The sequence below is a fragment of the Mesorhizobium sp. B2-3-6 genome, from assembly GCF_006442305.1.
Classification (GTDB): Bacteria; Pseudomonadota; Alphaproteobacteria; order Rhizobiales; family Rhizobiaceae; genus Mesorhizobium.
This window is the reverse complement of the sequence record NZ_VFVW01000006.1, coordinates 22,920-36,732: the sequence shown is the minus strand read 5'-3', so window position 1 is coordinate 36,732 and position 13,813 is coordinate 22,920. Positions and strand designations below refer to the sequence as shown.

The following is a 13,813-nucleotide window of genomic DNA, read 5'->3' as shown; positions in this document are numbered from 1 at the left end:
GCCTCAAGGGGGCGATCTACGGCACGAACGTCCATGGCAGAATTCTGATGGCGACGATGACGCTGGTTTCTCACTCAGGCTATCGAATCTGGGACTTGGTTGCCATTCGGTCGTTGGCGGTGGACCGGAGTCTTGAGCTCCATGCGGCGCCATGAACCACGGCTCGGCTGTAAAGGTCTTTTCCAGTGCAGCGGAAAAATTCGTCGGCTGGGATCTGCCGGTGTGAAGGCGGTCAGTGGTGGGACGCTTTCGCGCGGATCAGCGCGTTGGCCATGTAGAGATCCTGGAGAGAGATACCGGAACTGTCGAAGACAGTGATTTCATAGTCGAAGCGGCGTCCGGGGGCACGCCTTTCAATGACGTCGCCGATTGGTGTTATCGCATGCACGCCGGCATCGATCTCGTCGAGCACGTGTTGGAACTCGCCGATCTGGACGGACTGGGAAAGCAGATCACAAAAGAGACGTGCTCTGGGAAATAGTTCTCTCGGCAATTCGCACTTGCCCGGAGCATCCGACCCCATGCTGACGATATGGGTTCCGGGTCCCACCCAAGCGGAATCGAACAGGGCTTCGCGTGAGGGTGTCACTGTGACCACGATGTCGGCTGCGCGGACGGCTTCTTCGGGCAAGGCAGCGCGCGCGTCCAGGCCCCTTCTCGCGATCTGATCGAGAAGAGCGTCGCGCCGTGGTGAAGGCCGGGCGACGACCAGCACGGTTTCGATTGGGCGGATGCGTGCCAGCGCCATCACTTCGAAGCCCGCCTGATTGCCGGCGCCGAATATCGCCAGGACCTTGGCTTGCTTGCGCGCAAGGAAATCGGCAGCAACCGCGTCGGCTGCGGCCGTCCTGTAGGCGTTGACCTTCCCAGCCTCGATAACGGCGCGGAGCCGACCTGAATGCTGATCGAGCAGCACGATTGTGGAGTTGTGGCGGGGAAGGCCACGTGCCGGGTTGCCCGACCAGAAGGAGCCAATTTTCACCCCGGTTAGGTCATCCGACGAACCGGATTTGATTGAGAAGGTATTGGTTGCCTCCTGTGTGCGCCCGAGAACAGCGGGAAAGATCCAGCTCCGCCGCGACGCTGCTGCCACGAAAGCCTCCCGCGCCGCCTCGAAAGCAAGCTCATGCGTGACAAGGGCGGCCGATTCCTCCTCGCTGATGTAGATCATCCAAAGTTCCCCATGTGCGTCAGTCGTTTATCGCTGGTTGCAGCTACGGCGTTACCGAGGCTGAAATCGCACCCCACGGCGAACGATGCGGACCTCAGCCGATCGCAGGGCAACCAGGCGGAGCGATTCTAGGTGCCCGATAGTCCTCGCCTGATTTGCGCAATTTGGGATGCCGAGGAACTGCTTAAAACGAACAATCCCGCTGAATTGAAAGCGCAAAACAGCAGCGAAATCTGTCCGCCGGACGCCACTCTAAGGTGCGACTTCAATCCTGGATCGAATGACAGCGTTGCACTTATGGCAATTGAGCATGGCACAGACATCGTCAGCAACCAGATGGAGCTGATGAAATTGGAGCCCCGCCATTTGCCGGGCGCGTTGAAGCTGTCGCAGGAGATGGGCTGGCCCTATCGCCTGGAGGATTGGGAATTTGCCGCAATGGTTGGAAATGGTCTGGTCCTGGAGCGGGGAGGACACGTGATCGGCACGGCCATGTCCTGGAGCTACGGACCGACCTATGCTTCCGCCGGAATGATCATCGTCACCGGCTCCGCGCAAGGCGGCGGCAACGGCTCCCGGCTCTTTGATGGATTGCTTGCGGCTACACAGGGGCGCCACGTGCTGCTCAATTCGACCGAAGAGGGGCTCGCGCTCTATAAACGGCGTGGCTTCACTGCCTGGGGCACTGTACTTCAGCACCAGGGCCCGCTGACTGTTGCCGTGACGCAGACGACCCCTGACATCCGTCAGGCGACGGTCTTAGACCTCGCGGCAATCCAGGCCTTCGACGAACGGGCCACCGGCATGCCCCGGACGGCGATGGTGGCTGCGCTCGCCGATGCGGGCAAGGTCGTCGTTATCGAGCGCGCGGGGCGGGTTGCCGGCTACGCCATCGCCAGGAAGTTCGGGCGCGGCTATGTTGTCGGCCCCTGTGCGGCCGAAAGCGTGGAGGACGCGCGGCTTCTGATCCTGGCCCAGCTTTCGAAGCTTCGCGATCAATTCGTTCGCATCGACGTCTATGCCGAGGATGGATTGGGCGACTGGCTTGAGAGCCTCGGCCTCAAGCGGACCGGCAGTGCCACCGCTATGGTCAAAGGGCAACGACCCGTTTCTGACGGGCTGGCCCACATGTACGCATTGGCAAACCAGTCGTTCATTTAGGAAACAAGGTCATGGACAATAGGGCGGCAAATCTATCAGGGAGCGCGACGGCGAAGAGTATCGACGCCCTTGTGACGCCGACCCTGCTGCTGGACCGCGGACGGCTCGGACGCAACATTCAACGCCTCGCTGAACGCGCCAAGAAGCTCGGCGTGGTGCTGCGTCCGCACATGAAGACGGCCAAGAGCATCGACGTCGCTTGCGACGTGTTTCCACAGGGACCCGGTCCCATCACGGTCTCGACCGTCGCCGAGGCGGCGTATTTCGCGGACCACGGCTTTCGCGACATCACCTATGCCGTCGGCATCTCGCCGGCTTCGGCAAGGCGCGCCATGGAGCTTTGTCGCCGTACCGGCGCCGATGTGAAGCTGCTTCTCGATTGCGTGGACCAGGCCGACGCCCTGGCCCGAGTGCGCGAAGCCACCGGCATGACGCCCTCGGTCCTCATCGAACTGGACTGCGACTACCATCGCGGTGGCTTGAGGCAGGACGACCCAAGATTGCTCGACGTGGCCAACAGGGTTGTCGCTGCCGGTGCCAAGCTCGTCGGCGTTCTCGCTCACGCGGGCGAATCCTACGGCTTGAACACACCCAATGCGCTGGTCAAGGCAGCGGAGAACGAGCGTTCAGCCGCCGTGCGCGCCGCTGAAATCCTGCGCGCTTATGGCCACGCCTGTCCGGTCGTCAGCGTCGGCTCGACGCCGACAGCGCATTTCGCCCAGAACCTGGAGGGTGTCACGGAGCTGCGCGCCGGCGTCTACATGTTCTTCGATCTCGTCCAGCATGGGGTTGGCGTCTGCGACCGCGACGATCTCGCAATTTCCGTTTTAGCCACCGTTATCGGCTCCAAGCCGGAAAATGGATGGGTGCTGGTTGACGCTGGGTGGATGGCGCTATCGCGCGACCGGGGAACCGCAAACCAGCAGATCGACCAGGGTTACGGCGTGGTCTGCGACGAAAAGGGGCGCGTGCTTGAAGATGTGATTGTGGCCCAGGCCAGCCAGGAACACGGTATCCTCTCCATTCGTGCCGGTTCCGGGAAATCCATGCCCGAACTGCCGCTCGGGTCTCGGGTCCGGATCCTGCCCAACCATGCGTGCGCGATGGCTGCCCAGCATGACTTCTACAGCGTCGTCAACGGGGACAGCCCCAAGATTGAAACGCGTTGGGAGCGGATGCGCGGCTGGTAGACGCGCGAACACACGCCTCGGACGAGCCCACTCTAATCAGCACTGGCGGTCAAGAAAATGAAATTTGCCTCTTACTGGTTGGATAAGTCGACGCTGATAGGCAGCACCATGACTGATGTCATGGATGGGCGCCCCGACCTGAACCTCTGGAAGGATTTCGAATGGCCAGCGATACCCGGCTATTTCGGGCGCCCCTGGTTCCTGCCGGTTCTGGGTGCCTATTCCCGTATTAAGGATCTTGTCGCGTGATCCCGCCCCTCGAACATCTGTCGCGCAACGGCCACCTGGACAAGTTCTTCATCGACGGTCGATGGGCCGAGCCACGCGGCACCGCCAAGGGCTTGGTGGTGAACCCCTCCACCGAAGAGGTTGTGGCTCGGTTTCCGCTCGGAAACAGCTTGGACGTGGATGCGGCCGTTGCAACGGCCCGCCGGGCATTCGCCGCCTGGAGCCGGACCACGCCGGAATATCGTGCCGGTCTGCTCGACCGCCTGCAGGCGCTGGTCGAGGCGCGCAGTGAACTGCTTGCGCAATGCCTCACCCTCGAAATGGGCGCGGCGATTGGATATGCGCGCACCGCCCAGGTGCCGCTGGCGATCGCGCATATCAAGGTCGCTCGCGATGTGGTGACAGCCTTTCCCTTCGTCAAGCAGCGGGGCCAAACCGCCGTCACCCACGAACCGATCGGTGTCTGCGCCTTGATCACGCCATGGAATTGGCCCCTTTACCAGATCACCGCCAAGGTTTCGCCCGCGCTCGCGGCAGGCTGCACGGTCGTGTTGAAGCCGAGCGAGCTTTCTCCCCTGGACGCTCTGCTGTTCGCCGAGGCGATCGAGGAAGCCGGCTTCCCTGCCGGCGTTTTCAACCTCGTGCAGGGTGATGGTCCGGGCGTAGGTGCTTGTCTCGCCTCCCATCCCGATGTCGACATGATCTCCATTACCGGGTCCACCCGCGCGGGCATTGCGGTGGCCCAGGCGGCAGCGCCGACGGTCAAGCGTGTCGCGCAGGAGCTCGGCGGCAAGTCGCCCAACGTGATCCTGCCGGACGCCGATCTCGACCGCGCCGTTTCCCTGGGCATAGCCGCCGCCTTCCGCAATCTCGGCCAGTCATGCAGCGCTCCGACACGCATGATCGTGCCACGTCCGCTGCTCACCGAGATTGAGGCAATCGCCAAGAGGGTCGCGGCCCAGATCGTCATTGGCGATCCTCTTTGCGAAGCCACCACTCACGGTGCGATCGCCAATCGTGCCCAATTCGACCGCATCCAAACCATGATCGGCGTCGGCATATCGGAAGGCGCCAAGGTCGTCATCGGCGGACCTGGTCGTGCACACGATCTGAACGTCGGCCTCTATGTGAAGCCGACGATCTTTTCGGCCGTGCGCACTAACATGCGCATTGCACAGGAAGAGGTTTTCGGTCCAGTTCTCTGCATCATCCCCTACGACACAGTTGATGAGGCCGTCAGCATTGCCAATGACACGGTCTATGGTCTGGGAGCCCATGTGCAGGGCAATGATATGGACGCCGTCAGAGACGTCGCATCGCGCATTCGCTCCGGTCAGGTGCATCTCAACTACCCGGCCTGGGATCCGCACGCGCCGTTTGGCGGTTTCAAGCAGTCCGGAAACGGACGCGAATATGGGATCGAGGGCATGCTGGAATATCTGGAGGTCAAATCCATCCTCGGCTATTTCTAGGCGATCTTTGCCCGGCGCAGAGGCGCGCCGTCGGAGCCATTCATGCCAAGAGTACAAGAGACCGACGGTGAATTGGTCGAGATCATCATGAACGAAGCCAAGTTTCGCGGCCAGTTCGTCCTGTTCGACCTCAGAGAGCCTTTATGAGCCTCCATTGGTTCAATCCCCCGGTCTCTATCAGGACTGGCAAGCCTGGCATGACGTATAGCTGCAACAACGTCGAGGGTGCAGCTCGGGAGCTCATGGGGTGGAACGATCGCGGCCCCAAATGGGACCTTGCGGTACGCGCCTGCCTGTCCTGTTTGGCTGGCGACATGACACCTGAGGATGTCCGCCAGGCGTTCATTGCCGCTGCTGAGGAGGGAGGCAAGCTGCTTGCCAGCGGTTGAGACTATAGCTTACTCCATGTCTGGCACGTCGCCACCCACAAACAGCGTCGTCGGCTCCCGTATTCGCGCAGTACCGGGTTGGCTTCACGCGACCTCGCAATGACGCCGGCATGGTTCCCCGCCAAGTCCTTGCGGTCCATATCGCCCGATCTCCAGTCGGCTGGTCCGAAGACAGGCCGGAGGTCGCCAGTCTCATCGCGGCCAAAGGCGGTGACGACGATTAGCTTCGGGGCTTTATGTTGCGGCATCAGGTTATCTGAGATGGGGGTCCTCTTTGGGCTGGAGCAAGAGCCGGTGGACGTTGAGCGGTGGAGGGGGCAGAACCTCGGTCATCTCGAATAGAGGCACCGATAGGCCGCCTTGCTCTGGCGCTGTGTGCTTTGACTTAAGGTCCGCTATTTCCTCGTCGCGTCTGGCAATTCGGCTTTCCAGATTGGCGATACGCTCAGTCAGCAAATACCGTCCAACAGCGAAGCCGCCGCCTCCAAACAGCACGGCAAACGTGGCAAAGGCTGCCGGGTTGGCCGCTACCAGCGCAGAGTTACTCTCAATGAAAGCGATAAGGTCATGCATTGAGGGTTGTCTGTCTCACCCCAGCACAGGCGGCGTAGGATCGAAGCTGATCGCCACGAGCCCCGGATGCCTGTGAGCGAGGGCGAGGATCTGTGTCTCAAGCTCGCAGTTGTAAGCCATGAGCGCCTTTACGGTCTCAAGGGGCGTTTCGTAGCGGGCGATGAGCTTCTCCGCCTCCGCGTGTAGTTCGGCTTTGGTTTCGGCGTCTAGGTGCATCGTGCCCATTGCAGTATTTTCCTAACGGGTTGCTCTGCGGGGTGCCGAGCGCGCGTCAAGGCGGTCCTGAAGGTAACCGTTGAGAACGATCATTTCCTTGAGGGCCTTCATCAACGTCGCCCTTGTGTACGGCAACGAACCTGTCGACGGTGGCTTGAAGGGCAGCCTCTTGCCGGCTGTCGAGTGACACAACGCAATCCACCTGAACGCCTCCTAATGTCGTGGACAGTGAACAAAAATGGAACAAAACTGTCAAGAGTGAAATGACTAGACGAGGAATAAATCCCTTTTTTTGGGCTCTGCCTGACAGGGATGGAAGACGGAAGCGCGGGCCGCACGCCGACACCTGAAGCGTGCGCGTCAGTGCCTTCATGGGCATGATCAAGTGAGCAGAGAAACGGTTGAGAGAATCGATGGGATGATCATAGCCCTGGCCGCGGAGGAGTGCTCTTTCTTTGCTTCCTCTTCCCCTTCGGCCATCGAACGACGCGGAACTCTGAGGCCGCCTCGTCCCTTTAAGGCATAGCTCTACCTGCTGAAGGCAACCAGGATGCCGAGCTCTTCCTGCATGGCGCCATGTGGCCCTCGATGCAGGAACTCGCAGTCCATCGAGGGGCCCCGCTGGCTCCCGCCGGCGGGCTCTTCAGTCACCCAGCGAAACGAAGCCGCTTCCGGCAAGTCCGGAGACTAAAGGAGGTTCCGATGAGAGAGCACGGCGGCGGACCCGAAGATGACGAGGGCATGCAGTTGCTTGCTCGGCGGCTGGCTTGAGAGGTCGGCATCCCGGAACGAGAACCGCGCGGTCAAGCTCATTGGTACCGACTGGAGTTCTTTGGGCGCGAAGCAAGTTTCCTGAAAAACCAGCGCTGGCCATTGTGATCTCGGCCAGGATCGCTGCCCTTGAAGGTCTTGCACGGCCGGAGGTCTTGCTGCATGTTTTCGGTGTTGGATTCCCGGGAGAAAATCATGCCAATTCAACAAAAGGCGGCGGAGGCCGGTATTTTCGACGCATCTGAGTTGGCACTGCTTGGGCGGGTTTTCCACAACCTTAAGCTAGGCAACCCATCGCCGGATGAGCGCGAGTTCATTGCCTCCCGAATTATCGCGAATTACATGGCAGGTGTGGTCGACGAGGCGGAGTTGGTTTTGCTCTCGAAGCAGCCGCTTGGCCGTTAGCCAACTCGCGGAACTTACCGCCTGCCCAGTTTTTGCGCTTCGGGGCCTTGTCGGTCTTTTTCTTTGACGCGAACAACGTACTCTTTCCGAAGTTGGAGCGCCGGAAGCTTCGCAGCGATACTCCCAGCTTCCGCAGCCCGTCTCGCCCACGGCAATGGCTTGCGGCTGTGGTATCCGAGTCGGCAGGCAGAATGATAACCATTCGCGCCTGACGCCTCGGGAAGAGCGGTCTTCCCGCTACCAGAAACACGATGACGAGAGCGCATAGCGCCAAGACTGCGGCGAAGGTGTTTGCTGTGAACTCGCCAAGTTGCATGACCATCCTCGTAAGGGACACGCGGTTAGACGAGTACCCGAAGATACCGACGAACAAGGGATCTTATTCCACGGTGCTTCGCAAAGGGCGGCAAAAAGATCGATTGGAATGGAATAATATCGGGCACAGCTCAGTAGATGGCCCAAGAACGAGCGTGAACGGAAATGCGTGGCGCGTAAACCGATCGTCACGATGATACAGGGAGCGGTAGCGAGTGCTGGAGGGTGGCTTGCCTCTCGCAGCTTGCAGGCGGGAGGAGCACGCTCCCATCGGCCCAGCGGTTGCCTGTCCCTGTCCCTGACCGCTGGGCCGATCCTCGGGTTTTCGGCCGGCAGACGATGAGTCCGAGTTGGAAATGGCGCTCGGGCTAACGCAGTATGAGACGGGATGAAAACGACGATCGACGTCATACCGCATCTGGAGGATCTTTGGCGCTACGGCCGGGTGCTCACAGGCAACGATTCCGACGCCGACGATCTGGTGCAGGAGGCCCTCGCCCGTGCGCTGTCGATGGCGGGCGGCTATGACACCTCCAGACCGCTGCTTCCCTGGCTGATACGGATCGTTCGGAACACTTTTTTGACCGGCGCTAGCCAGGCCAATGCCGACCGACGACGCTTGGCGTCCATCGCGGACATGTCCGACACTGCGTGGCCGCCATCGCAAGAACATTGCGCCGAGCTCTCCAAAGTCGGAAGGGCGCTCGCGCGAATGCCGGCCGATCAGGCCGAAATACTCCATCTGGTTGGAGTGCTGGGCTTTACCTACTCCGAAGCGGCCGAACTGCTTGGAGTGCCGCCAGGAACCGTGATGTCCCGGCTTAGCCGAGCTCGCGCTGCCTTGAAGCACAACATGGAAAATTTGGACGATGGAGCTTCCCCTCATTTGAAGGTCGTGGGAGGGCGTTATGTGGCCCGATAATCGTGTTTCGCAAGAGGATATCGGCCGCTTGCTGGATGGCGAGCTGTCGCCGTCGCAGAGATCCGAGCTGGAAGCCAGGCTTGCCCGCGATCCGGAACAGGCGGCAGAGGTTTTTGCCCACGCGCAGCGCATGGAAGCGTTGCGCAAGTCCCAACCCCGGCGGTTGTTTCCGCCCAGCGTGAGCCTGAAGAAAGCCAGGCAGCTGGAGAGGGCGTTTCGCCGCAGGAAGATGTTCACATTGCTCAGACTTCAAGTCGCGGCCGTCGCGCTGGTTGCGATCGGGTGGTCGGCCAACTCGCTGACCGTGCCGCTTCGCCAGGGAGGCAAGACAGCCGATGAGACCTTCATCCTGGCCGCCCGAGATGCCTTGCGGGTGGCACAACTGAATGCAGGTCCGGAGACGGGCACCGAGCCGAAGCAGGACAAGATCGAGCGACTGGTTGGCGCCGTCAACGTCAGCATGCCGACCCTTCCATCGGTATGGGTTGTGAAGGATGTCCAAGTACAGCCTTGGAACGGACAGCAAAGCCTGGTCGTGACGGCCGACACACCAAGCGTCGGTCGGATCACACTTGTCGCGGCTCCGATGAACGGCGAGGACGCCGTTTCGCCGACCACAGCGACCGACGGTCGCGTCCCGACAGTCTATTGGCAATCGGGAGGCACAGCCTACGCCCTGATGGGCTCGGCCGCGCCGGACCGGCTTGAGGTGGAAGCAAAGCAAATCGAAGTGGCAACGCGAAGAAACGTCTCTGCGAAGATCAGGGGCTAAAAGGTTGGCAATGGCAGAGGGAAACATATGCGCTCAGCAATTGGTCTATGGAACTCCGTACCGTTCGTGATCAGTTGGAAAGGTACAGGTTGGACTTGCTTTGATCGGTCGGCGACGGCCAGCGCGCCGATAGCAAAGACAGAGCAATGAACGTCCTGTCATTCGAAAGGCGGTATTTTCCCGCCACGTGCCCTGTCTGCACCGGCACGGCGCTCGAGGCCGACGTCACTCTTCGCAAGATCGAATTCCAATGTGCGTCTTGCGGAGGTTTCGAGATCACTTCCGCCGCGCGCTCTGCAATGAAAGGGCTGTCGCAGGAAAACCGTTCACTGTGGTTGTCGCAAGCTAGGCAACAGGGTTCCACGATTCCGCTGGTTGCTTGCGCAAACGAGACCCTCCTAACCGACCACTTTGATGACACAGGCTGATGTCCAAGGAAGTGCGACCGCGCGGGCACTTCCTGACGGCCCGGCACCAGGCTGGGGTGGTGTCGGGCCGTTTGCATCTTGGCGCAATGAGTTCCATCCCAGGGTCCTATTCTTGATATCGTGACGATCACCATGCGCAGATTGGAAGAGTACGAGGAAATTGGTCTCATAGGGTATCCCGGTGACGGAGAGTACATCGCCGTTCTGCGAGACAGCGAGCGCCAGAACTGGCTGCTCGGCGGTGAACGGTGTGGGCTGAACGGGACCCTCCTGGCGCATCAAGCAGCGGCTCTGCCCAGGTACTACCCGCACGGATCTCGCCTCGTTCTGGTGACGATAAGAGACAATTGGATTGTTGCGCTCCGGGACTACGGCGGCGCGGAAAACAGCCAAAACGCCAACGGATGATCGCGAGAAGGGCCTTGACTGCTGGGAAGAAGGATACGGCCAGGCGGCACACCGATCTTCAGGCCGCGGCCATGCTACGTGCTTCGACGATAGCCTTTGATGTGCGCACTGAAACGGCAATTTCGGAAGTCGCCGCCGAGATGAGCCTCGATCGGTTGGAGGTCATTCGCCTTGCGCTTCGAGAATGGCTGGCGATGCGCAAAAGCCTGCGCTTTCCCTCGGACATCCCGGAGTAGTTCATCATCCCTGGCTGAGGCAAGCCATGCCGCACAGGCACGTCAAGGCCGGCACAGTCTGGACTTCTACGAGCCGATCAACGTCCTCAAGCCCGTGGCCTCGATCTGGATTGTCGATGGACCTGAAATCAGGTTCGGCGTGGGCTGGCTGAAATTCCCCTTCACGCATAACGATCCTTCGGCCGCGCTGTGGCGAGCTGGTCCTGCATTCGTCTGTGAGATCTTGCGTCTGTGAGATCTTGCCCAAACTGCGATCGGGGATCGGAATGCTGGGATCAATTCGGTTCCTGGTTGCGCCGAACTGGTTTCACCGTTGGTGCCTGCCTGATTGGAAAGCTGCTGTCTCCCCAGATATGCTGGTGGCCACCGGCACCGGCCCTTGAAGCCACGCTTCATACATGGTCGCGCCTCCATTGCGACGGTCGCGCGACATAGCGCTGCCTGGCGAAAGTCCAAGATCGGCAATCAGCTCTTGGTGTTGTCCTGAGCTACGCTGTTCGCCGGGATTGTGTCCATCGCTGCCAATTTGTCCGCACATAGATCTGCGGCGCCTGGCACATCCTTCTTCATGCCGGCCAGTTTGACCCACCCGCCATCGCTGATGAAGCTGTCTCTCTGGTAGGAAGACGTATCCTTCAGCTTGGCCAGGTTGTCGCTCGCGTTGGACGCAGTGATGAATTTTTCCACACAAAGATTGGCCGCCAGTTCAGCCTTGGCCTTGATAGCGGATGTATTCGCCATTTCCGATGCCGTCCCTGCCGTCGTCCAGCCACCGGCGGTGAAGCCGACGATCATCGTCAATACAGCAGCACCCACTAGCGACCAAAACCAAAGTGTCTTGGAAGGTTGGTATTCGTCGAAGCGTTGCGACAGTGTTCGATCGGTTGTCATAGTTTCCTCCTTTTGAGATACGCTCTTCGTTTCGGGGTGATTTCCGCAGCCGTGGGCCGACAGTGGCCGGAATTCGAGCGATCATCGGCAGGACAATGCTCCCCGGCAAGATCGATCCAGTTCAGGAAACAGGGCAGGGGGATGCAGGGTCCGATTGGCAGCACTTTCGGGCGCGAGCACGTGGGCGCCGATCCTCTATCGTCCTCACCCATCTCCCGCACTCTGGCGCCTGAGACGACGTGCTTGAGCATCCGGAAATTTCCCAAAACGGCAAGAGCGGACAAACTTCACCTCGATGCTGCATATACCGAGCCTGCCGCCAAACTATTCCAAGCTAGTCTCGATTATGTGAAGTCGCGGTAGGCTCCGTCGCCAATAGCCGGAGCTGACGACATGGCGCAAACGGCGCCCTCATAGGATTGAGGCCCCGCAAACAGCCCGGTCAACTACGTCGGCAATCAACGGGAGGTGAATGGCTGCTCAGCAACTCCTTGCCTGGAAGCTGACGATCGGATTGCAGTCCCACCGCAGTCGTCCAGTGGCAGATCAGTTGGATATCCGGCAACGTCCATAACCATCATCTTTTTTTGCTGGTCTGCGGGCATCTGATCGATCAGTTCGGCGCGCTACGGCTCCTGCTTCTCCATCTCATTCGATTGGCCGCTTCTTCAGCGGGTGTGGCGCGGATTGAGCAACCGGTTCCGCGAGGGGTAACAGAAAGGGCCAAAGGCTCTAATCGCCACTGGATCACAGTGCAGTGGCAGGTCAGGAAATAGCAATCCCCGACCGCAAGAGCAGAACTGCAAATCTCACGCTCCGCCCATATAGATGTCCATGATCTGCCGGTCGTCGTGCACGTCCTGAGGCCTTCCCTCGAAGCGCCTTTCGCCGGCCGCCAAGATGTAAAGTTTGTCTGCAATGGGCATGGCCTCGCGGATGTTCTGCTCCACCATCACGATGCCGATGCCACGCGAGGTGAGGGTGGTAACGCGTTCGAGCGTCTCAATGACCCATGGCCGGCGATAATCCAGCGGAAGGTTCGTCGAGTAGAATGAAGCGAGGTTGCGAGACCAGCGCTCGCGCCAGCGCAAGCATTGCCTGCTCGCCGCCTGAAAGCGAACCGGCCGCGGTGCGCCGCCGCCGCGCCAAAGAGGGATATTGCTCGATCAGCGCCTCGATGCGCTGCTCGACTAACCGGCGGTCCGCGATGGCGTAGCCACCCATACGCAAATTTTCCATCACCGTCAGGCGTGGGAACACGCCGCCGCCCTGGGGCATCAGCACGAGCCCTTCGCGCACTATCTCATGAACGGCAAGGTTGGAGAGCGTTGTATCGCCCAGGCTCGCCCTGCCGCTCCACACCGGCAGCGCGCCGGCAATGGCCTTGAGCAAGGTCGACTTGCCACACCCGTTCGGTCCGAAGATGCAGGTGATCTTGCCAGCCTCCGCATTAAGCGAGACACCGTGGACGATCTCCTGCTTGCCATAGCCGGTGACGATGTTTTCTGCCGTGAGCGTGGCGCTCATTGCGGCCGCCCCAGATAGGTCTGCATGACTTCCGAGTCGCGAACAATGTCGTCGAACGAGCCGCTAGCCACGACACGGCCTGCGTCCATCACGATGATGCGGTCGCACACATTGCGCACAATCTCCATGTCGTGCTCGATGATCAGGAAGGTGACGCCGCGCTTGCGCAGCCGCGCGATGGCCTCGACGATAATGTTCCGGATATTTGGATGCACGCCCGCCGTCACCTCGTCGAGCAGAATGAGCGAGGCCTGGCGCATGATGACGCGCCCGAACTCCAGCAGTTTCTGCTGGCCGCCCGAAACGTCGGAGGCGCGATTGTCGGCGACATGGTCCAGCTTCAGCAGCGCCAGTGTTTCGGCCGCCCGTTCACGCGCGCCCTGCCAATGGCCCTCGGCCGCTGCTGCCAGTAGGTTTTCTATGACGGTCATATTGTCGAACATGGCCGGAATCTGGAAGGTGCGGGCAAGCCCCAGCCGCGCGATAACGTGAGTCTTTCGGCCGCCGATCTCGTGACCGTCGAAGCGGATCTGGCCGCGATCAGGGGTGACCGCGCCCGATACCAGGCTGAACAGTGTCGACTTGCCCGACCCATTAGGCCCGATCAGGCCGGCGATCTCGTGCCGAGCGACGTCCAGGGAGACACCGTTGACGGCTTTGATGCCGCCGAAATGGCGGTAAAGTTCGCGCACGACGAGGATAGGGTCGCCGCCGCCAGCCGTTCGGTCGTCGGCCACG

Annotated in this window: 16 protein-coding genes; 9 read left to right on the top strand and 7 right to left on the bottom strand. The window is 60.6% G+C overall.

Annotated elements, in window-relative coordinates; all coding sequences use genetic code 11:
- Positions 1-232 precede the first annotated feature (232 nt).
- Positions 233-1,171: an ornithine cyclodeaminase family protein gene (locus FJ953_RS18190; RefSeq protein ID WP_140499525.1), complete on the bottom strand. Its 939-nt coding sequence runs from the start codon at positions 1,169-1,171 to the stop codon at positions 233-235.
- 132 nt (positions 1,172-1,303) lie between these two features.
- Between FJ953_RS18190 and FJ953_RS18185 the strand changes: the two genes are divergently transcribed.
- The 5 genes from FJ953_RS18185 (at position 1,304) to FJ953_RS18165 (ending at position 5,611) form a co-directional block, all read left to right on the top strand.
- Positions 1,304-2,332, top strand: a complete 1,029-nt coding sequence (locus tag FJ953_RS18185; protein WP_224646636.1) for a GNAT family N-acetyltransferase — start codon at positions 1,304-1,306, stop codon at positions 2,330-2,332.
- 11 nt (positions 2,333-2,343) lie between these two features.
- Positions 2,344-3,522, top strand: a complete 1,179-nt coding sequence (locus tag FJ953_RS18180) for an alanine racemase (protein WP_140499523.1) — start codon at positions 2,344-2,346, stop codon at positions 3,520-3,522.
- A 57-nt stretch (positions 3,523-3,579) separates the two neighbouring features.
- On the top strand, positions 3,580-3,771 hold the full coding sequence (locus FJ953_RS18175; RefSeq protein WP_224646634.1) for a hypothetical protein: 192 nt from the start codon (positions 3,580-3,582) through the stop codon (positions 3,769-3,771).
- Positions 3,768-5,222, top strand: coding sequence for an aldehyde dehydrogenase family protein (locus tag FJ953_RS18170; RefSeq protein ID WP_140523349.1), 1,455 nt, complete (start codon positions 3,768-3,770; stop codon positions 5,220-5,222). Before FJ953_RS18175 ends, FJ953_RS18170 begins: the two co-directional genes overlap by 4 nt.
- 143 nt (positions 5,223-5,365) lie before the next feature.
- Positions 5,366-5,611, top strand: a complete 246-nt coding sequence (locus FJ953_RS18165; RefSeq protein ID WP_140499519.1) for a DUF982 domain-containing protein — start codon at positions 5,366-5,368, stop codon at positions 5,609-5,611.
- Positions 5,612-5,863: 252 nt separating this feature from the next.
- On the opposite strand, the gene FJ953_RS18155 is transcribed toward FJ953_RS18165, so the two are convergent.
- Together FJ953_RS18155 and FJ953_RS18150 are read right to left on the bottom strand one after the other, a co-directional pair.
- Positions 5,864-6,184, bottom strand: coding sequence for a hypothetical protein (locus FJ953_RS18155; protein ID WP_140499517.1), 321 nt, complete (start codon positions 6,182-6,184; stop codon positions 5,864-5,866).
- A gap of 15 nt (positions 6,185-6,199) precedes the next feature.
- Positions 6,200-6,409 carry a hypothetical protein gene (locus FJ953_RS18150; protein ID WP_140523352.1) on the bottom strand — a complete coding sequence of 70 codons (210 nt, stop codon included), beginning with the start codon at positions 6,407-6,409 and terminating at the stop codon, positions 6,200-6,202.
- A gap of 957 nt (positions 6,410-7,366) precedes the next feature.
- On the opposite strand from FJ953_RS18150, the gene FJ953_RS18140 reads away from it, so the two are divergent.
- The 4 genes from FJ953_RS18140 (at position 7,367) to FJ953_RS18125 (ending at position 10,657) form a co-directional block, all read left to right on the top strand.
- Complete coding sequence (locus FJ953_RS18140) at positions 7,367-7,576, top strand: hypothetical protein (protein WP_140523478.1); 210 nt, start codon at positions 7,367-7,369, stop codon at positions 7,574-7,576.
- Between the two features lie 703 nt (positions 7,577-8,279).
- The gene (locus FJ953_RS18135) at positions 8,280-8,813 is read left to right on the top strand and encodes a sigma-70 family RNA polymerase sigma factor (RefSeq protein WP_140499513.1); all 534 of its coding nucleotides are present in this window, start codon (positions 8,280-8,282) and stop codon (positions 8,811-8,813) included.
- Positions 8,814-8,841: 28 nt separating this feature from the next.
- On the top strand, positions 8,842-9,585 hold the full coding sequence (locus FJ953_RS18130; RefSeq protein ID WP_224646632.1) for a hypothetical protein: 744 nt from the start codon (positions 8,842-8,844) through the stop codon (positions 9,583-9,585).
- Between the two features lie 850 nt (positions 9,586-10,435).
- On the top strand, positions 10,436-10,657 hold the full coding sequence (locus tag FJ953_RS18125) for a hypothetical protein (protein ID WP_140499509.1): 222 nt from the start codon (positions 10,436-10,438) through the stop codon (positions 10,655-10,657).
- Positions 10,658-11,122: 465 nt separating this feature from the next.
- Here the strand turns inward: FJ953_RS18125 and FJ953_RS18120 are convergent, their stop codons facing one another.
- From FJ953_RS18120 to FJ953_RS18110, 4 genes are all read right to left on the bottom strand, one after another.
- Positions 11,123-11,548, bottom strand: a complete 426-nt coding sequence (locus FJ953_RS18120; RefSeq protein WP_140523354.1) for a hypothetical protein — start codon at positions 11,546-11,548, stop codon at positions 11,123-11,125.
- Between the two features lie 809 nt (positions 11,549-12,357).
- Positions 12,358-12,504 (bottom strand): hypothetical protein, encoded by a 147-nt coding sequence (locus FJ953_RS30675; RefSeq protein WP_210242381.1) that lies wholly within the window; start codon positions 12,502-12,504, stop codon positions 12,358-12,360.
- Positions 12,505-12,550: 46 nt separating this feature from the next.
- Positions 12,551-13,075 (bottom strand): ATP-binding cassette domain-containing protein, encoded by a 525-nt coding sequence (locus FJ953_RS18115; RefSeq protein ID WP_210242380.1) that lies wholly within the window; start codon positions 13,073-13,075, stop codon positions 12,551-12,553.
- A complete protein-coding gene (locus FJ953_RS18110) occupies positions 13,072-13,812 on the bottom strand; it encodes an ABC transporter ATP-binding protein (RefSeq protein WP_224656199.1) in 741 nt (246 codons plus the stop codon). The genes FJ953_RS18115 and FJ953_RS18110 overlap by 4 nt, the downstream gene beginning before the upstream one ends.
- Position 13,813 lies beyond the last annotated feature (1 nt).